Genomic DNA, 17,779 nt, shown 5'->3' with positions numbered 1-17,779 from the left:
GTTTCTAGGAAAGTTTATCTTTTTCACCCAGACTTTAGCCCGAGTTCAATTTTATGATGCAAAGGGCTTTTAGCCCGTGCTCTAATCTAAGATATCAAGAACGTAGAGAACTCTGCACCTAAAAGATACAAAGCTTCTCGTCTAATTAATTTTATTTACATAATTTATTTTATGTATTATTGTTTATTATGAGTTTTACGGATTGCATCTTTGATGCTTTCAACTGTCGGAATCATTGCATTTTCAAGATTTTGTGCATAAGGCATTGGTACATCCTCACCTGCACAACGGCGAATAGGTGCATCCAAGTAATCAAATGCTTCTGATTCTGAGATAATAGCTGAGATTTCACCGATAAAACCACTTGTCTTGTGGGCATCGTTGACAAGAACTACTTTTCCAGTTTTCTTAACTGAGTTAATGATGATGTCTTTATCAAGTGGAACCAAAGTACGTGGGTCTACTACTTCTACTGAGATGCCTTCTTCAGCCAATTCTTCAGCTGCTTGCATGACACGACGAAGCATTTTACCGTATGTTACTACTGTTACATCAGTTCCTTCGCGTTTAATTTCACCAACACCAAGCGGAATTGTATAGTCAGGATCTACTGGTACTTCACCTTTTTGGTTAAATTCCGATTTGTATTCAAGAATGATAACAGGGTTGTTATCACGGATAGAAGACTTAAGAAGTCCCTTCATATCAGCTGGTGTACCCGGAGCTACAACCTTCAATCCTGGGATATGAGTGAACCATGATTCCAATGATTGTGAGTGTTGTGCTGCAGAACCTACTCCGTTACCAGCTGCGCAGCGGATTGTCATTGGGACTTGACCTTTACCACCAAACATGTAACGAGTTTTAGCGGCTTGGTTAACGATAGCATCCATGGCAATTACAGAAAAGTCCATGAAGGTCATATCAACGATTGGACGAAGTCCTGTCATAGCAGCACCTGCTGCTGCACCAGAAATTGCAGCTTCAGAGATTGGACAGTCACGAACACGTTCTGGACCAAATTCTTCAAGCATACCTACTGAAGTACCGAAGTCTCCACCGAAAACTCCGACATCTTCACCCATCAAAAGCACATTTTCATCACGACGCATTTCCTCAGACATTGCAAGGATAATGGTATCGCGGAAAGACATTAATTTAGTTTCCATATTTTCTCTACTTCTCCTTAGTCTGCGTAAATATCTTCAAATGCTGATTCAAGTGGAGGGAATGGACTTTCTTCTGCAAATTTAACAGATGCCTCCACTGCTTCCTTAACTTGTGCTTGAATTTCTTCAAGTTCCTCTGCACTAGCAATCTTGTTCTCAACAAGGTACTTGCGAAGATTTTCGATTGGGTCTTTTTGTTTCCACTCTTCTACTTCTTCACGTGTACGATATTTACCTGGGTCTGAAGATGAGTGACCAAGCCAACGGTAGGTTACACTCTCAATCAAGACTGGTCCGTTACCACCACGAACATGGTCTACAGCTTTCTTAAATCCTTCATAGACATCGATTACATTGTTACCATCTTCGATAAACATACCAGGAATACCGTAAGCTGCGCTACGTTCATGGATATGTTGAACATTGGTCATTTTCTTAATATCTGCTGAAATTCCGTAACCATTATTGATACAGTAGAAAATTACTGGGAGATTCCAGATTGACGCCATATTCACCGCTTCGTGGAAAACACCTTCGTTTGTTGCACCGTCACCAAAGAAGCAGACAACGATTTTACCAGTGTTTTTCATTTGCTGAGTAAGGGCAGCACCTACAGCAATCCCCATACCTCCACCTACGATACCATTGGCACCAAGGTTACCTGCATCAAGGTCAGCGATATGCATAGACCCGCCTTTACCTTTACAAGTTCCGGTATACTTACCTAGGATTTCAGCCATCATGCCATTAAGGTCAATACCTTTAGCGATGGCTTGACCGTGACCTCGGTGATTTGAAGTGATCAGGTCATCTGCGTTTAGAGCTAACATGGCCCCAACGTTAGCAGCTTCCTCACCAACAGAAAAGTGCGTCATTCCTGGCACTTTTCCTTTTTTTACTAATTGAGCAATTTTTAAGTCCATACGACGAATTTCTTCCATCTTACGGAACATCTCAAGCAAAAGATTTTTATCTAAAGTTGACATAATCTTGCCTTTCTAAGTTTAATTTCTTATAGTTCTATTCTAACTTATAGGTTAACTAGAGTCAAAGATTATGCTTGATAATTTTTCACAATATAAAAAAAGAAAAGCCAGTAAAATCAAGACTTTTCTTTATATAAAATACAATTTTCACAAGTTGTTTTTTCATCATTTTTCAACAAATTATTTGAATCTTTTCATAATAACTTGTAAACGCCACTGATAAAGAATTCCACTTACCATTAAACTAATGATAAGAGCAATCCAATAGGAGTACGCACCTAAACTAGTCGAATAATCAAGATATAAGCCAAGCGGAATCCCAACACCCCAGTATCCGAGAAGACCAAGACAAAAAGGAACAATCGTATCCTTGTAACCTCTTAAAATTCCTTGTAAAGGTGCCGCAAAGGTATCAGCTAACTGGAAGAACAAGCTATAGGTCATAAAAGATGCTGTCAGTTGAATAAATTCTGAATCTTGACCATATAGTCTAGCTACATTTTCACGATAGATGTAGAGAAAACTAAGTGTTAAAACTGCAAACACCATAGCTGTTAAACGACCAATATGAATATACTGTTTTGCATCGTCTAACCGTTTAGCTCCTACCTCATAAGAAATCACAATGGCCATGGCAGTTGAAATACTCATGGGAAAAGCATACATCAGATTTGAAAAATTCATAGCTGACTGATGACTGGCAATAATAAGTGATGAGAATTTCGCCATAATCAAACCAACAACTGAAAAAATTGCTACCTCAGCAAATACCGTCCCACCAATTGGTAGACCAAGATAAATAGCTTCCGTAATTTTTTTGATTTGTAAGGGCATAGGTTTTTGAAGTTGATATTCCTTGAGCTTTTTATGGTTTAACAAGACCAAAACTGAAATCAGCAACAAAGCCCAGTACGCAAGGGAAGTCCCCAGACCTGCTCCTGCACCTCCTAACTCAGGAAAACCAAAGGCTCCATAAATCAATACATAGTTGAAACCACTATTTAAGGGTAGTAAGAGGAGCATGAGATACATGGATAATTTTGTTAATCCGAGTGTATCAAGTAGAGAACGTATCACACTAAAAAGCAAGAGAGGAATAATACCGATGGCTAATAGCCACAGATAACGTATTGCAACACTGGATACAGCCACTTCCAGCCCCATGAATTGTAAGACAATTGGTGCTAAAAAGAAAACCAAGCCAAAAAGTACGATAGATAAGGCTAAAGCCAAATAAAGAAATTGATAAAAATCCGAAGAAACTTCTTTCTTTTTTCCTTGTCCCAAATGGTGCCCGATAATAGGGACCAAGGCTGAGACAATCCCTGTCAGGAAGGTAAAGAAAGGATTCCACAAACTAGTCGCAATGGAAACACCCGCTAGACCAAGAGTATTATATTGGCCCGTCATCGTGGTATCGACAAAAGATGCGGAAAAATTAGCGAATTGATAAATTAAAATAGGAAAGAAAATTTTAAAAAATAAGATGATTTTGTCTTTAATAGTTTCTGTTGTATGCATACCTACTCTTTCTACTCCTTTTCATCCAAGCCAAAAAGCTTTAAGCCGTATTTTCTCAAGCTCAAGGGTGGATTATTAGCTTTTGATGTCGTGTGCCAACAATTACATGAGGCGCAATAATAGCTTCTAACCAAGCCACCATTATCATAGTCTACGGCGTGATCAGCTTTTTCCTTGGTTTCATACTGAATTTTAGAACGGTTAGCGGCTGGACAATATACTCCGTGACAAGCATTGCGTTTTCGATTTCTAAGTTTACGAAAATAATTCATCCTCAAGCTCCTAATCTGCTTGATAAACGATTTGTCCCTTACAGATAGTGTATTTAACCTGCCCTTTTAATTGTTCACCAATGAATGGTGAATTAGCTGCTTTAGAAGCAAAATGCGTGTCTACGATTCGGTCAGCTTTATCATCGAAAATCGTAATATCAGCTGGCCCATTTTCAGTTAGATAACCTGCTTCAAAATTATAAAGTTTGGCTGGATTGTAGGTCATTTTTTCTAGCAATTGCATTAAACTCAACTCGCCAGCTTCCACCAGATAGGTCAAACCAAGTGACAAGGAAGTTTCCAAACCTGTCATACCTGATGGAGCTTTGGTAATATCCTCAACATTCTTTTCGTCTGCATGGTGAGGCGCGTGGTCAGTAGCAATGACAGAAATGACTCCAGATTTTAAACCTTCAATGACGGCGCGACGATCAGACTCCAAACGAAGAGGTGGATTCATCTTAGCGTTACTTCCTTTAGTCAAAAGCAGAGCTTCAGTCTTAGAAAAATGCTGTGGAGCTACTTCTGCAGTTACGTTTGCTCCCATATTTTGAGCAAACTCCACAACTTTTACACTTTCTTCTTTTGACAAATGCTGAATATGAACATGAGCCTTGGTTGCATAGGCAATCATGACATCACGAGCAATCATAGCGTATTCCGCAACTCCTGTTGCACCGCAGATATGAAAATGTTCTTTAGCGATATTTTCGTTAAAACCAAGCGTACCATTCAAGCCAGGATCTTCTTCATGAAGACTAATAAAAGTATTTAGTTTTTTAGCTTTTTCCATGGCTTCCTTGACTACTTTACTACTTTCAAGAGGAATTCCGTCATCAGAAAAACCAACAGCACCAGCTTCTAAAAGCGCCTTAAAATCTGTCAAATCTTGGCCATTAAAGTTTTTGGTAATCGTTGCTACAGACTTAACGTTAATTTTTTCCTTGGCTGCAGATTGAAGAACTTCCTGCAAAGTCTCAACATCTGAGATAGTTGGATTGGTATTAGCCATCATTACAACAGTGGTAAATCCACCTGCAGCTGCTGCTAGTGCTCCTGTATGAATGTCTTCTTTATGAGTCTGACCAGGTTCACGGAAATGAACATGGATATCCACCAATCCAGGCGCAACCACAAGACCAGTAGCATCTATTACTTGAGCACCTTCTTCCTGGATTTCAGGAGCGATTTGAATGATTTTCCCTTCATCAACCAAAACATCACAAACTTGATCCAAACCAGACTTTGGATCCATCACACGGCCGTTTTTGATTACTAACATAACTATACTCCTTTATTCGTAGAAATCCACTTGAGTGTCCAATAATTTATCACCATCATAGACAAACTTTGCTGAAAAGAAGGGCTTATCTTCTAAAAGCCACTCGACAAAGGTATGGTCCCCTTCCCAAGTCGGTTTACTCAAAACCTCATCGTAAGGAACCCATTCTAATGTTCCCTCATTACAGTCAATCAATTCTCCTTCGAATTCTGTCACCTTAAAGACGTAGGTGTACCAGTCCAAGTCCGGTGTGAACTCAGGAAAGGTGATCACTCCTTTTAATACTGGTTTTGCTTTTAGACCAGTTTCTTCTAAAATCTCACGAGCAGCACATTCTTGTGGTGTTTCCCCACGTTCAATCTTTCCACCAACACCAATCCATTTCCCTGCATGGACATCATTAGGCTTTTTATTGCGATGAAGCATGAGCAATTCTTTTCCATTATCAATGTAGCAAATTGTCGCTAACTGAGGCATATTCTCTCCTTATCTAAGCCAATCGATTGGCTCTTGTCCTGTATCTTCTAAAAAAGCATTGGCCTTGGAAAAAGGCTTGGAACCCCAAAATCCTCTGTAAACAGATAAAGGACTGGGATGGGCTGATTCGATAATCAAGTGATGAGGATTGGTAATTAAGGACTTCTTCTTACGTGCGTAAGCTCCCCATAGTACAAAGACCACTGGTCTATCTAGATGATTGACCACCTGAATCACAGCATCAGTAAAAGGCTCCCATATTTGACCAGCATGACCATTGGCCTGTCCAGCAGGAACAGTCAAGCAAGCATTGAGAAGTAAGACTCCTTGCTCAGCCCAAGCCGTCAAATCATGGGATTTCTTAACACCAATGTCATCTGACAATTCCTTCAAGATATTTTGCAAGGATGGCGGAGCTGGGATAGAGTCAGGAACAGAAAAACTCAAGCCCTGCGCTTGACCTGGCCCGTGATAGGGGTCTTGCCCTAAAATCACCACCTTAACTTCTTCAAGCGGTGTAGTCAAGAGAGCCTGAAAAACCTTTTTCTTAGGTGGATAAACAGTTCCCTGAGCATAGACCTGCTCCATAAACTGATTGATTTTCGCAAAATAACCTTCAGGTAATTGCTCCTTAATCAAAGCATGCCAAGACGAGTGTTCCATAGCCGACTCCTTCGTTTTTACTGCCTCTATTATAGCAAAAAGTGGCTATGGAAACCACTTTTTACAGTTTATCTAAGCAATCCAGCAAGTCTTGATAAGAATGGATTTCGTAAGTCGGCTGGGCTTGTGTGGGATTTTCGAGGTGATGAGGATTATACCAGATCGTATCAATCCCAGCATTATTGCCACCTTGAATGTCGGCGGTCAGGGAATCTCCAATCATCAGCGTCTTTTCTTTACTAAATCCTGCAATCTGCTGACCGATTTTTTCGTAAAAAAGTGCATCAGGCTTTTGGGTTTGCAACTGTTCTGAGATAAAGACTTGATTGAAATATGGCGCTAGACCCGATTGAGCCAAACGTCCTGTCTGAATGGCAGTAATACCATTTGTCGCAGCATAGAGCTCATAGCCTTGTTTTATCAAATTTTTTAATAAATCTTCCACACCTGGGAAAGTTTGTCCCTGTTTTGATAGGAAAAACTGGTAGCGCTCTGCTAGGTAGGCACCATCTTTTTCAATGCCAAAATGAGCAAACAATTTTTCAAAACGAGTGTTAATCAGCTCAGCCTTAGTAATTTTTTTCTGTTCCAAATCCTTCCAAAGGGCTTTGTTCATGGGCACATAATAATCTTTGTAAGTTTGGATATCCTCTATTCCTTCTTCTTCTAAGAGTTGCGTCAGAGCTATATCCTCAGCAGCATCAAAATCGAGCAAGGTGTGATCGAGGTCGAAAAGTAAATACTTATATTTCAAATTAAAATCCTCCTTTCTGAACATTAAGTGAGTAAAAAAATAAATAGTCATTCAAAAGATTGCAGAAGCTAATTTCTATAGAACTGGCAGTATTGACTATGTTTCCAACCAATTCTTTGGGTATCTATAGGTTTGATCTATAAACTTCACCGAGTATTAACAAAAGCCGATATTCCTATCACCTTTTAATAACCAGTTTGAATTCTTCCTATTGAAAAGCTCCTTTAACAGAAAAGGAGCTATCTTGTATTTTATTGGTGTACAGCTTGTGCTGCTGTGATTAGAGTAAGTTTGAAGACGTCGTCTGAATTACATCCACGAGAAAGGTCATTAACTGGCTTGTTCAAACCTTGCAATACTGGACCAACCGCTGCAAATCCACCGAGACGTTCTGCCATCTTGTAACCGATATTTCCTGCTTCAATACCTGGGAAGATAAAGACGTTTGCTTGACCAGCAACCTTGCTTCCTGGTGCTTTAAGAGCGGCTGTTTCTGGAACGAAGGCAGCATCGAATTGCAATTCGCCATCAATTTCAAGATCAGGACGAAGATCGTGAGCAATTTTAGTTGCTTCAACAACCTTATCTACGCTTTCACCAAATCCAGAACCTTTAGTTGAGTAGCTTAGCATTGCAATTTTTGGTTCGATACCGAACATCTTAGCTGTGATAGCAGAGTTAATCGCAATCTCTGCCAAAGCTTCAGCATCAGGATTGATATTGATGGCACAGTCACCAAATAGGTAACGCTCAGTGCCACGAACCATAAGGAAGGCACCTGAAGTACGACTAACATTTGGACGTGTTTTAATGATTTGAAGGGCTGGGCGAACAGTTGCAGCAGTAGAGTGAATAGCTCCTGAAACCATTCCATCTACCAAGCCCATGTATACCAACATAACACCAAAATAGTTCACGTCTTTAACCAAGATTTCACGAGCTTCTTCTTCAGTCATTTTTCCTTTACGACGTTCTACAAGTGATGCTACCATGTCTTCAAATTGAGGGTAATGTGCAGGATCGATTACTTCATAACCATCCATGATTCCTTCGATTTCAAGATAGATTTTAATTTTATCAGGATTTCCAAGTAGGACAGGGATAACTTCTGTTTCTTTTACGATGCGTTTTGTTGCTTGAAGAATGCGTGGTTCTTCACCTTCAGGCAAGACAATACGTGCATTTTTACCAACTAGGTTGGCTTTTAAATTTTCAAAAACTTCCATGAGTTTTTACTCCTTTTAAGATAAATTATTATTTGATAACTGAGTAATAAGAGTGTTGAAATCATCCGGCAGTGGACTTTCCATCTCCAACCGCTCTTCAAGAAAAGGATGATAAAACGATAAGTAATGGCAATGCAGAGCTTGACGCTCTATGCCATGTTCAAGACTACCACCATAGAGGTCATCACCAAGCAAAGGGAAACCGATATGTGAGAAATGGACACGAATCTGGTGTGTCCTTCCTGTATGCAGTCGAATATCAACTAGATGAATATTGCCATAAGACTCCACTATACGATAGGAGGTATGAGCATATTTACCACCTTTTGCAACTCGTCTAGTAATGATTGAATCTTCGTCACGGGCAATCGGTGCAATAATTTCACCTTGAGGTTCCAAAAAACCATCTCCTTTGACTAGAGCAAAATAACGCTTTTCAATGGCTTTCTTTTGCAACTGCTTGTCTAGTCTAGCATGAGCATAACCATGTTTAGCAAAAAGCATGAGACCCGAAGTATCGCGATCTAGTCTGGTTACAATGTGAACCTGCTGATTTTCATAGTTCTGTTTCACATAGTGGCCCTTGATAAAGTTAGCGATGGTATTGGAATGATTGACACTAGGAATCGAGGCCACACCAAAGGGTTTGTTTAAAATCAAGAAATGATCATCTTCAAACAGAATATCCAGTAGATAATCAATGGCTTCCAGTGTCTCGAAACCTTCCTCAGGAGGAATATCGATGACAACCACATCCCCAATATCTAAGAGATAGGTTGCATTTTGTGGATGACCGTTTACGTGAATATCTCCACCTCGAAACTTGATTTTGGCAAGTAAACCTTTCGAGACTTCGTGTTTTTTTAAAAAGGTCTTTACCTTGACATGTTCGTCAGCAATAAATTCAAACCTCATTCATCCACCTCACCAATAAAGGCATCCTTGACACGATTCCAAAAACTAGTATGGCTTGGTGTTGCGACAAAGTGAATCTTGTGGTGGTCTATTTGGTATTCTATTCTTTCAATATTACGGTAAGAATAAATGCTATTGTCAACAGAAATCGTATGATAATCATTGCGAGTCGGTATCAATTCAATCTTATCCTTCTTAGGCACAATGATAGACGAACCTAAAGTTCTGTAGACACGATTGTTGAGACTCGCAATTTCTGTTAATTGTAGAGCCTCAATAGTAGGATGTAAAACAGCTCCACCAAGAGATTTATTATAGGCTGTACTCCCGGTTGGCGTCGATACCGTCAGGCCATCTCCTCTAAAACGTTCAAATGGCACTTGGTTAATAATAATATCGGCAACCATAGTCCTATCAGCTCTCCGAATGCTAGCCTCATTCAAAGCTCGGAAAATTTTCACTTCTCCATTTTCCAAAAATATCTTTACATTTAACAGTGGGTAAGACACACGAGCCCCAGTATCCAACTGTAAATTAGTAAGCAATTGGTCCAGTTCAAAATCACGGTAGTCTGTATAGAAACCTAAATGACCAGTGTGAACACCAACAAAGCGAACCTTATCCAGCTGGTCTTCATACTTGTGAAAAGCAGACAAAAGCATCCCATCCCCACCTATGGAAATCACGATATCGGGATGTTTATCATTTAATATAAAGTTATTCTTTTTTAGTCGATCTCTTAATTCATATAAGACTCTTTGACTTTGAGGTTTGCGATTAGCGATTAGATCAATTCGTTTACCTGTATTCCTCATCGGTATCGTCACTATTACCTACCCCGTCATTTAACTTTCTATGCAATGGATCAAAGAGTGCCTGTGCTTCCTGGATATCATCACGAATTTTACTCATTTCTTCATCTAATTGATGGGATATCCTTGCTGTAATTTCCAAACGTTCCTTAATTTCTTCTGGAAAATCGCCTTGATATTTATAATTAAGAGAATGCTCGATAGTAGCCCAGAAATTCATCGCCAAGGTACGAATCTGAATCTCCACCAGAATCGTTCTTGCCCCCTTGATCGTGTCAACAGTATACTCAATAATCAAATGGTAAGAACGATAGCCTGAAGCCTTTCGATGAGTGATGTAGTCACGTTCTTGAACCACTCTCATGTCTTGCCTCTTACGAAGAATGGCAACAACCTCGCTCACGTCATCTACAAATTGAACCATGACGCGTAAACCTGCAATATCTTGCAAGTCCTGTTCCAACGTATCGTATCCAATCCCTCGACGAGCCATTTTTTCTTTTATACTTTCGATCGGTTTGACTCGACCAGTTACAAACTCAATTGGAGAATGTTTATTTTGTTTGCGGTATTGTTTTCGAATACCTCGGAGTTTTATCTTCAGCTCTCCGACAGCCTGAATGTAAGGATCTAAAAATTCTTCCCATTCTGTAATCATATATCTTTTTCATCCAATTCTCTATACACTTCGATTTATCTAGTTTTTGATTTTCTAGGAAAAATCTTATACAATAAATACAATGCTTATTATACCATACAATCGCTTTCAAAGATAAGGAAAAAGTTAAAAAAATGAAACATTTAGAAATTGAAATGAAAACACTACTAAACCAGGATGAATATAAAAAATTACAAACTCACTTTTCAGGAGTCACACCTATTACACAAAAAAATTACTACCTAGACACGCCTGATTTTTACCTTCGTAAGCATAAAATTGCTATGCGCATTCGTACTTTTGAAAATAGCGCTGAATTGACCATAAAAATTCCACAAAAAGTTGGAAATATGGAGTACAATCAAGATCTAAGCCTTGAGGAAGCAAACCATTGTCTTAAAGAATGTAAACTTCCGCAAGGAATGATTCTTGACGAATTGACTAGCCGTGGACTTTCAACCAGTGGCTGGGTAGTTTTAGGTTGTCTAACTACTGTTCGCTACGAAAAGCAAACTCCGATCGGACTCATGGCACTTGATCAAAGCGAATACTTTGATATTGTTGACTATGAGCTTGAATTAGAAGTGGAAGATGGCAACCAAGGTAGTCTTGATTTCCAAGAATTTTTACAAGCCAATGAAATCCATTACAAAAAAGCTCCTTCAAAATTGGTTCGTTTTATAGAAAATATGAAAAAATACTGAAATAATCTTCTTTTTTTGATAAAATAAAAGGGATGAAAAATAATAGAATCTGTTGTAGAGAGCATTTATCACTAAAAGTGTTTCACTACAGCGATTCACTTAGTTTAAAGAGGACGGTTTATCGATGTCAGATACAAAAAACATGAAACTTTTCGCACTATCTTCCAACCAGGAAATTGCTCAAAGAATCGCAGATGCTGCAGGTGTTCCACTTGGAAAAGTATCTTCACGCCAATTTTCAGATGGTGAAATCCAAGTTAACATCGAAGAAAGTGTTCGTGGATATGATGTTTATATCATCCAATCAACTAGTTATCCAGTAAATAACCACTTGATGGAACTCTTGATTATGGTTGATGCTTGTGTTCGCGCTAGTGCTAATACTATTAACGTTGTTCTTCCATACTTCGGCTACGCTCGCCAAGATCGTATCGCTTCTTCTCGCGAACCACTTACTGCAAAACTAGTTGCAAATATGTTGGTGAAAGCTGGAGTTAGTCGTGTATTGACTCTTGACCTCCATGCCGTTCAGGTTCAAGGATTCTTTGACATTCCTGTAGATAACCTCTATACAATTCCACTTTTTGCAAAACATTACTGTGATAAAGGTTTGACTGGTTCAGATGTGGTTGTTGTAAGTCCTAAAAACTCTGGTGTTAAACGTGCTCGTAGTCTTGCAGAATACCTAGATGCTCCAATCGCCATCATTGATTATGCACAAGATGATTCTGAACGCAGTCAAGGTTACATCATCGGAGATGTCGAAGGTAAAAAGGCAATTTTGATCGATGACATTCTGAACACTGGCCGTACCTTCTCTGAAGCTGCTAAAATCTTAGAGCGTGACGGCGCAACTGAAATCTATGCGGTTTCAAGTCATGGACTATTCGTTAACGGTGCAGCAGAGTTATTAGATGCAACAAAAATCAAGGAAATCTTGGTTACAGATTCTGTATTGACAGAAAGTAGAAAACCTAAAAACGTACAATATATCACTGCTAGCGAATTGATTGGTGATGCTATGGTTCGTATTCATGAAAGAAAACCAGTTAGTCCACTATTTAAATAGAAATTAGGTGAGTTTTTGATTTATTTGGATAATGCTGCAACGACTCCGATGTCTTCAGTAGCTATCTCAGCAATGACTCAAGTCATGCAAGAAACTTATGGCAACCCTTCTAGTATTCATGGCCATGGGCGCCAAGCAGGTAAACTATTACGAGAAGCTCGTCAAGAACTAGCAAGTTTACTAGGGACAAAGCCACAACATATATTCTTTACAACTGGTGGTACTGAAAGCAATAATACTGCTATCATCGGCTACTGCCTCCGCCATCAAAATCGTGGAAAGCACATTATCACTACTGCGATTGAGCACCATGCTGTTCTAGAACCCATCAAATACTTGGTTGAAAATTTCGGTTTTGAAGTGACTATTTTACAGCCTGAAAATCAAGAAATTTCTGCATCCCAGGTCAAAAATGCACTGCGTGAAGATACCATTCTTGTTTCTACTATGTTTGCAAACAATGAAACTGGTACACTTTTACCTATTGCTGAAATTGGGGAAGTTCTAAAAAATCATCCAGCCGTCTATCATGTCGATGCGGTTCAGGCAGTTGGTAAGTTAGAGATACTTCCCGAAAAATTGGGAATTGATTTTCTAAGCGCTTCTGCACACAAATTTTATGGTCCAAAAGGCGTTGGTTTTCTCTATGCTGCATCTACAGATTTTGACTCCTACCTTCATGGTGGCGATCAAGAGCAGAAAAAAAGAGCAGGAACAGAAAATCTTCCTGCCATTGTGGGAATGGTAGCAGCTCTAAAGGATGATCTTGAAAACCAAGAACAAAACTTTAAAAAGGTTCAAAAACTAAAAGACACATTCTTAAATGAAATTGCTGGGACAGACTATTACCTCAATCAAGGGAAAGACCAGCTACCTTATGTCCTTAATATTGGATTCCCAGGTCAACGTAATGATCTACTACTCCTTCGTCTAGATCTTGAAGGTATTTCTATTTCAACTGGCTCTGCTTGTACTGCAGGTGTCGTTCAGGTTAGTCATGTTCTTCAGGCTTTCTACGGTGAAGACTCTCCTCGCTTACACGAATCCGTTCGCGTCAGCATTTCACCTCAAAATACAGGGCAAGAAATAATCACTCTCGCACAAACTCTAAAAGAAATCATTGGAGGTTAACTCAATGGCATTCGAAAAAACCATTAGTCTTAAAAATTGCCGTTATAATTACACACTTAGCCCAACCGTCAAAAAGTTCACTCTAAAAGATAACACTTTTTTTGAAACTAAGGTTGGTAACTATGAACTAACGCGTCTTCTTGAAAAAGTTCCAAATAGTGGGGAAGGTTTCCAACTTAAGATTATCATCAACAAAGACTTAACAGGTGCAAAAATCAACATCACTGATAAATTTGGTCTACGTTTAGTCGATATCTTTAAGTCAGAAGAAACTCATATTCACCAAGAGAAATTTTACTTCTTGATGGATAGTCTTGTTGAACGTGATGTCTTTACTAAAAGTGAAAGATAGAAGGCAATTATGTTTCGATTAACTTACAAAGACACCTATCAAGTCGATCGCGTTTTAGAATACGAAGATTATGAAGCACTCATGCTATCACTTTCAGGCTGTGTGACTCTTCCAGATACTACTGTCATTACTTCTCTGACCTATAATGGAAAAGAAATCTATCAGGGGCTTCTGGGAAATTTCTATCGTTTTCTATCTCACTATGATTTTACAAAGATAAACTAAGATTTTCTTAGTTTTTTCTTGTTTTTGTTGATTTTTTCACAATCTTTCTATAAAATAGTATTTAGAAAGGTTGTGATTTTGTGAAAGAAAAACAGTCTGCTATTCCAAAAGCAACAGCAAAGAGACTTTCTCTTTATTATCGTATCTTTAAAAGATTTCATGCAGAAAAGATTGAAAGAGCCAACTCAAAACAAATTGCCGAGGCCATTGGTATTGATTCTGCTACCGTTAGACGAGATTTTTCCTACTTTGGTGAACTTGGTCGCCGTGGATTTGGCTACGATGTCAAAAAACTAATGACGTTTTTTGCTGATCTTCTAAATGATAATTCTATTACAAATGTTATGTTGGTGGGGATTGGTAATATGGGGCACGCTCTCCTTCACTACCGTTTCCATGAACGAAACAAAATGAAAATTATTATGGCTTTTGATTTGGATGATCATCCTGAAGTTGGGACGAAAACTCCCGATGGAATTCCAATTTATGGAATTTCCCAAATCAAGGATAAAATAAAAAATGCAGATGTAAAAACTGCAATCTTAACTGTTCCGAGTGTCAAATCACAAGAAGTAGCTAATCTCCTTGTAGAAGCAGGTATTAAAGGAATTTTAAGCTTTTCACCCGTTCATCTCCAACTACCAAAAGATGTGGTGGCTCAATATGTGGATTTAACTAGTGAATTGCAAACTCTCCTCTATTTCATGAGAAAAGAGGATTAGAAAGCGTAAGCATTTATGAAAAAACCAGTTATAGGGATTACAGGAAACGAAAAAACTCATCCAGATGATGACATCATGATGAGCTATGCAGCAAAAAGCTTTATTGAAGGCGTTAAAGACGCTGGAGGGATTCCCATCATCCTACCGATTGGTGATCAAGAAATGGCTAGCCACTATATCAGTATGATTGACAAGCTCATCTTGACAGGTGGGCAAAATGTTGATCCAAAATTCTATGGTGAACCAAAAACCATTGATAGCGATGACTACCATCTTCAAAGAGATATCTTCGAACTAGCCCTCATCAAGGAAGCTATTAAACAGAAAAAGCCTATTTTCTCTGTTTGCCGTGGGACTCAACTCTTTAACGTTGCTATGGGTGGAACTTTGTATCAAGATATCGAAGACCACTGGCAGGATTGTTCTGCCGAGTACACAACACAACGTTTGGTAACAGAACCTGATACTGTTCTTCGAGAAATCTATGGAGAAATCTCCCATATCAACTCTTTCCATCATCAGAGCATTAAAGACCTTGCTCAAAATCTAAAGGTTGTCGCTCATGATCCTAAAGACGGTATTATTGAGGCTGTAACAACGACTGATGGTTTCCCTTACCTCGGTGTTCAATGGCATCCGGAATTTCTTTTTGAAAATCGCCCCAAAGATAAAACACTTTTCGATTATGTCGTCAATGAATTGTAAAACCTGTATATGATACAGGTTTTTTAAATTAGATCCGTCTTCTCACGGTAACTAAAATAACCGGAATGTGAGACGATAAGATGGTCCAATAAGACCAAACCCATTAATTCGCAGGCTTCTTTAACAAGTTTTGTAACATGGTCATCATTTCTACTTGGCATAACAGCACCAGATGGATGATTATGAACCAGAATCACGGATGTTGCCATATGCTTTAAGGCATAGTGGAGAATTTCCCTTGGTTCCGCAATACTTCTAGTAGCAGAACCAATAAAAATGGTTTGCTGATGAATAATTTGATTTTGTGTATTCAGATAGAGCGCCACTAGGTGCTCTTGTTTTTTATCTCCCAATTCTTGTTGCATCTTTTTAGCCAGTCTTTGACTACTAAGAATGCTCTCTGTCTCAATGGTTTCATGTTTGTGAATACGACTTCCAAGCTCAATCATTGCTTGTAGTTCAATAGCCTTCACTCTACCGATACCTGATAAAGTCTGTAGTTCTTGCAGGGTCATTTTTTTTAACTCAGTTAAACTGTTCAATTGAGACAATACTTTCTGTGCAATTTCAAAAACGGTAGATTGACGAGTTCCTGTTCGTAATAAAATGGCTAGTAATTCCTGATTACTCAAACTTTCTACTCCTTCTGTCACCAAGCGTTCCCTTGGCAAGAGCGAATCTTCTTGAAATGAAATACTGTACATAAAAATCCTCCTCACTTTACTATTCGTGAGAAGGATGCTTAATTCGATAAAAACTAGTTATTTTTAGATTTTTTCAAGCGCTAGTCGTAAATCTTCAATCAAATCATCAACATTTTCAAGACCGATTGAGAGACGGATTTGATTTTTAGTTACTCCTGCTGCTTCTAGATCAGAGTCTGACAACTGAGCATGTGTTGTGGTTGCGGGATGAACTACCAATGATTTTGCATCTGCTACATTGGCTAAGTTTGAAAAAATTTCCAAGTTGTCAATCACCTTACGAGCTTCTGCTTCTCCACCTTTAACGTGGAAAGTAAAGATTGAACCAACACCTTTTGGTAAGTATTTTTCAGCCAAGGCATGGTAAGGACTATCTGGAAGTTTTGGATAGTTGACCTTTTCAACCTTTGGATGGTTCACAAGGAAATCAACGATTTTCTCAGCATTTTGAACATGACGTTCAACACGAAGAGAAAGTGTTTCAAGACCTTGTAAGAGCAAGAATGAGTTAAATGGTGAAAGGGCAGCTCCCATATCGCGAAGCAATTGCACGCGAGCAGCCACGATAAAAGCTGCAGCTCCAACATCACGAGTATAACTGATATTGTGGTAGCTTGGATCTTCTTCGACTAATTGAGGAAATTTGCCTGAAGCAGCCCAGTCAAACTTACCACTATCAACGATGACACCACCAATAGTTGTACCGTGACCACCGATAAACTTAGTTGCTGAGTGAACTGCAATGTCTACTCCATGAGAAAAGACATTGATAAGATAAGGTGTTGCAAAAGTATTGTCAGCAACCAATGGAATCTGGTGTTTATGAGCAATTTCAGCAATTTTTTCTATATCAGGAATGTTGATAACTGGATTACCCAAGGTTTCAATCAAAACAAGTTTGGTATTGTCTTTAATCGCTGCTTCTACTTCTTCTAGATTATCGATATCAACAAAAGTTGTGGTGATTCCATAGCGAGGAAGGGTTTCTTTCAATAGGTTAAAAGTACCACCGTAGATAGTTGAAGCGGCAACAACATGATCACCTGCATGAGCAAGTCCAAGAATAGTATAAGTAAGAGCCGCCATTCCAGAAGCTGTGGCAAGGGCACCTACACCACCTTCAAGAGCAGCAATACGTTCTTCAAAGGCTGAAGTTGTTGGATTGGTAATACGTGTATAGATATTTCCAGCTTTTTGAAGGGCAAACAGTTCTGCACCTTCTTGTGTATCTTCAAATACAAAAGATGTTGTTTGATAAATAGGGACAGCACGAGACTTGGTAGTCGCATCTACCACTTGTCCTGCATGCAATTGTAGGGTTTCAAATTTAAATTCACGAGTCATAATCAGACCTCCAAAGATTTCATCAAATTAATTGTATCATCTATGGCAGTCAGTTACAAATACAACTTTGTTATATCTTGGCATAAGA

General features: G+C 38.9%; 21 protein-coding genes. 7 read left to right on the top strand and 14 right to left on the bottom strand.

Annotation, left to right across the window (positions count from 1 at the left end; all coding sequences use genetic code 11):
• Positions 1 to 176: 176 nt before the first annotated feature.
• The 12 genes from QM917_RS03355 to QM917_RS03300 all read right to left on the bottom strand — a co-directional run bounded on the left by QM917_RS03355 (position 177) and on the right by QM917_RS03300 (position 10,735).
• Positions 177 to 1,169 (bottom strand): alpha-ketoacid dehydrogenase subunit beta, encoded by a 993-nt coding sequence (locus tag QM917_RS03355; RefSeq protein ID WP_414284836.1) that lies wholly within the window; start codon positions 1,167 to 1,169, stop codon positions 177 to 179.
• 17 nt (positions 1,170 to 1,186) lie between these two features.
• On the bottom strand, positions 1,187 to 2,155 hold the full coding sequence (locus QM917_RS03350; RefSeq protein WP_414284834.1) for a thiamine pyrophosphate-dependent dehydrogenase E1 component subunit alpha: 969 nt from the start codon (positions 2,153 to 2,155) through the stop codon (positions 1,187 to 1,189).
• A gap of 180 nt (positions 2,156 to 2,335) precedes the next feature.
• The gene (locus QM917_RS03345) at positions 2,336 to 3,676 is read right to left on the bottom strand and encodes an MATE family efflux transporter (RefSeq protein WP_414284832.1); all 1,341 of its coding nucleotides are present in this window, start codon (positions 3,674 to 3,676) and stop codon (positions 2,336 to 2,338) included.
• A gap of 11 nt (positions 3,677 to 3,687) precedes the next feature.
• On the bottom strand, positions 3,688 to 3,948 hold the full coding sequence (locus QM917_RS03340) for a hypothetical protein (protein ID WP_414284830.1): 261 nt from the start codon (positions 3,946 to 3,948) through the stop codon (positions 3,688 to 3,690).
• Between the two features lie 10 nt (positions 3,949 to 3,958).
• Positions 3,959 to 5,230, bottom strand: coding sequence for a dihydroorotase (locus QM917_RS03335; protein WP_414284829.1), 1,272 nt, complete (start codon positions 5,228 to 5,230; stop codon positions 3,959 to 3,961).
• Between the two features lie 12 nt (positions 5,231 to 5,242).
• Positions 5,243 to 5,707 carry an NUDIX hydrolase gene (locus tag QM917_RS03330; RefSeq protein ID WP_371607743.1) on the bottom strand — a complete coding sequence of 155 codons (465 nt, stop codon included), beginning with the start codon at positions 5,705 to 5,707 and terminating at the stop codon, positions 5,243 to 5,245.
• Positions 5,708 to 5,716: 9 nt separating this feature from the next.
• Entirely contained in the window at positions 5,717 to 6,370 is a 654-nt protein-coding gene (locus tag QM917_RS03325; RefSeq protein WP_371607744.1) for a uracil-DNA glycosylase, read from the bottom strand.
• A gap of 61 nt (positions 6,371 to 6,431) precedes the next feature.
• Positions 6,432 to 7,124 carry a YjjG family noncanonical pyrimidine nucleotidase gene (locus tag QM917_RS03320; RefSeq protein ID WP_414284826.1) on the bottom strand — a complete coding sequence of 231 codons (693 nt, stop codon included), beginning with the start codon at positions 7,122 to 7,124 and terminating at the stop codon, positions 6,432 to 6,434.
• A gap of 251 nt (positions 7,125 to 7,375) precedes the next feature.
• Positions 7,376 to 8,350 (bottom strand): phosphate acetyltransferase, encoded by a 975-nt coding sequence (gene pta, locus QM917_RS03315; protein ID WP_049509200.1) that lies wholly within the window; start codon positions 8,348 to 8,350, stop codon positions 7,376 to 7,378.
• 15 nt (positions 8,351 to 8,365) lie between these two features.
• Positions 8,366 to 9,265: an RluA family pseudouridine synthase gene (locus QM917_RS03310; RefSeq protein ID WP_414284825.1), complete on the bottom strand. Its 900-nt coding sequence runs from the start codon at positions 9,263 to 9,265 to the stop codon at positions 8,366 to 8,368.
• Complete coding sequence (locus QM917_RS03305; protein WP_414284823.1) at positions 9,262 to 10,080, bottom strand: NAD kinase; 819 nt, start codon at positions 10,078 to 10,080, stop codon at positions 9,262 to 9,264. The genes QM917_RS03310 and QM917_RS03305 overlap by 4 nt, the downstream gene beginning before the upstream one ends.
• Positions 10,064 to 10,735: a GTP pyrophosphokinase family protein gene (locus tag QM917_RS03300; RefSeq protein ID WP_075230515.1), complete on the bottom strand. Its 672-nt coding sequence runs from the start codon at positions 10,733 to 10,735 to the stop codon at positions 10,064 to 10,066. Before QM917_RS03300 ends, QM917_RS03305 begins: the two co-directional genes overlap by 17 nt.
• A 134-nt stretch (positions 10,736 to 10,869) precedes the next feature.
• On the opposite strand from QM917_RS03300, the gene QM917_RS03295 reads away from it, so the two are divergent.
• The 7 genes from QM917_RS03295 (at position 10,870) to QM917_RS03265 (ending at position 15,643) form a co-directional block, all read left to right on the top strand.
• Complete coding sequence (locus QM917_RS03295) at positions 10,870 to 11,439, top strand: CYTH domain-containing protein (RefSeq protein WP_414284821.1); 570 nt, start codon at positions 10,870 to 10,872, stop codon at positions 11,437 to 11,439.
• 124 nt (positions 11,440 to 11,563) lie between these two features.
• Complete coding sequence (locus QM917_RS03290; protein WP_414284819.1) at positions 11,564 to 12,508, top strand: ribose-phosphate diphosphokinase; 945 nt, start codon at positions 11,564 to 11,566, stop codon at positions 12,506 to 12,508.
• A gap of 15 nt (positions 12,509 to 12,523) precedes the next feature.
• Positions 12,524 to 13,639, top strand: coding sequence for a cysteine desulfurase family protein (locus QM917_RS03285; protein ID WP_414284817.1), 1,116 nt, complete (start codon positions 12,524 to 12,526; stop codon positions 13,637 to 13,639).
• Between the two features lie 4 nt (positions 13,640 to 13,643).
• The gene (locus tag QM917_RS03280) at positions 13,644 to 13,991 is read left to right on the top strand and encodes a DUF1831 domain-containing protein (RefSeq protein WP_075230512.1); all 348 of its coding nucleotides are present in this window, start codon (positions 13,644 to 13,646) and stop codon (positions 13,989 to 13,991) included.
• Between the two features lie 9 nt (positions 13,992 to 14,000).
• Positions 14,001 to 14,216 (top strand): DUF4649 family protein, encoded by a 216-nt coding sequence (locus tag QM917_RS03275; protein WP_414284815.1) that lies wholly within the window; start codon positions 14,001 to 14,003, stop codon positions 14,214 to 14,216.
• Between the two features lie 80 nt (positions 14,217 to 14,296).
• On the top strand, positions 14,297 to 14,938 hold the full coding sequence (locus QM917_RS03270; protein ID WP_000660647.1) for a redox-sensing transcriptional repressor Rex: 642 nt from the start codon (positions 14,297 to 14,299) through the stop codon (positions 14,936 to 14,938).
• A gap of 15 nt (positions 14,939 to 14,953) precedes the next feature.
• The gene (locus QM917_RS03265) at positions 14,954 to 15,643 is read left to right on the top strand and encodes a gamma-glutamyl-gamma-aminobutyrate hydrolase family protein (RefSeq protein WP_414284814.1); all 690 of its coding nucleotides are present in this window, start codon (positions 14,954 to 14,956) and stop codon (positions 15,641 to 15,643) included.
• 23 nt (positions 15,644 to 15,666) lie between these two features.
• Here the strand turns inward: QM917_RS03265 and radC are convergent, their stop codons facing one another.
• Together radC and QM917_RS03255 are read right to left on the bottom strand one after the other, a co-directional pair.
• Positions 15,667 to 16,347 carry a RadC family protein gene (gene radC / locus QM917_RS03260; RefSeq protein WP_414284812.1) on the bottom strand — a complete coding sequence of 227 codons (681 nt, stop codon included), beginning with the start codon at positions 16,345 to 16,347 and terminating at the stop codon, positions 15,667 to 15,669.
• Positions 16,348 to 16,410: 63 nt separating this feature from the next.
• Positions 16,411 to 17,691, bottom strand: coding sequence for an O-acetylhomoserine aminocarboxypropyltransferase/cysteine synthase family protein (locus QM917_RS03255; protein ID WP_025171264.1), 1,281 nt, complete (start codon positions 17,689 to 17,691; stop codon positions 16,411 to 16,413).
• Between the last annotated feature and the right edge of the window lie 88 nt (positions 17,692 to 17,779).

The organism is Streptococcus infantis (assembly GCF_047460685.1).
Classification (GTDB): Bacteria; Bacillota; Bacilli; order Lactobacillales; family Streptococcaceae; genus Streptococcus; species Streptococcus infantis_AD.
The sequence above is the reverse complement of the archived record's forward strand: the minus strand, read 5'-3'. Positions and strand labels throughout refer to the sequence as shown.

Excerpts from the sequence above, each read along its gene's own strand:
- QM917_RS03355 (WP_414284836.1), bottom strand. The coding sequence starts at position 1,169 with ATGGAAACTAAATTAATGTCTTTCCGCGATACCATTATCCTTGCAATG.
- QM917_RS03350 (WP_414284834.1), bottom strand. The coding sequence starts at position 2,155 with ATGTCAACTTTAGATAAAAATCTTTTGCTTGAGATGTTCCGTAAGATG.
- QM917_RS03345 (WP_414284832.1), bottom strand. The coding sequence starts at position 3,676 with ATGCATACAACAGAAACTATTAAAGACAAAATCATCTTATTTTTTAAA.
- QM917_RS03340 (WP_414284830.1), bottom strand. The coding sequence starts at position 3,948 with ATGAATTATTTTCGTAAACTTAGAAATCGAAAACGCAATGCTTGTCAC.
- QM917_RS03335 (WP_414284829.1), bottom strand. The coding sequence starts at position 5,230 with ATGTTAGTAATCAAAAACGGCCGTGTGATGGATCCAAAGTCTGGTTTG.
- QM917_RS03330 (WP_371607743.1), bottom strand. The coding sequence starts at position 5,707 with ATGCCTCAGTTAGCGACAATTTGCTACATTGATAATGGAAAAGAATTG.
- QM917_RS03325 (WP_371607744.1), bottom strand. The coding sequence starts at position 6,370 with ATGGAACACTCGTCTTGGCATGCTTTGATTAAGGAGCAATTACCTGAA.
- pta (WP_049509200.1), bottom strand. The coding sequence starts at position 8,350 with ATGGAAGTTTTTGAAAATTTAAAAGCCAACCTAGTTGGTAAAAATGCA.
- QM917_RS03310 (WP_414284825.1), bottom strand. The coding sequence starts at position 9,265 with ATGAGGTTTGAATTTATTGCTGACGAACATGTCAAGGTAAAGACCTTT.
- QM917_RS03305 (WP_414284823.1), bottom strand. The coding sequence starts at position 10,080 with ATGAGGAATACAGGTAAACGAATTGATCTAATCGCTAATCGCAAACCT.
- QM917_RS03300 (WP_075230515.1), bottom strand. The coding sequence starts at position 10,735 with ATGATTACAGAATGGGAAGAATTTTTAGATCCTTACATTCAGGCTGTC.
- QM917_RS03295 (WP_414284821.1), top strand. The coding sequence starts at position 10,870 with ATGAAACATTTAGAAATTGAAATGAAAACACTACTAAACCAGGATGAA.
- QM917_RS03290 (WP_414284819.1), top strand. The coding sequence starts at position 11,564 with ATGTCAGATACAAAAAACATGAAACTTTTCGCACTATCTTCCAACCAG.
- QM917_RS03280 (WP_075230512.1), top strand. The coding sequence starts at position 13,644 with ATGGCATTCGAAAAAACCATTAGTCTTAAAAATTGCCGTTATAATTAC.
- QM917_RS03275 (WP_414284815.1), top strand. The coding sequence starts at position 14,001 with ATGTTTCGATTAACTTACAAAGACACCTATCAAGTCGATCGCGTTTTA.
- QM917_RS03265 (WP_414284814.1), top strand. The coding sequence starts at position 14,954 with ATGAAAAAACCAGTTATAGGGATTACAGGAAACGAAAAAACTCATCCA.
- radC (WP_414284812.1), bottom strand. The coding sequence starts at position 16,347 with ATGTACAGTATTTCATTTCAAGAAGATTCGCTCTTGCCAAGGGAACGC.
- QM917_RS03255 (WP_025171264.1), bottom strand. The coding sequence starts at position 17,691 with ATGACTCGTGAATTTAAATTTGAAACCCTACAATTGCATGCAGGACAA.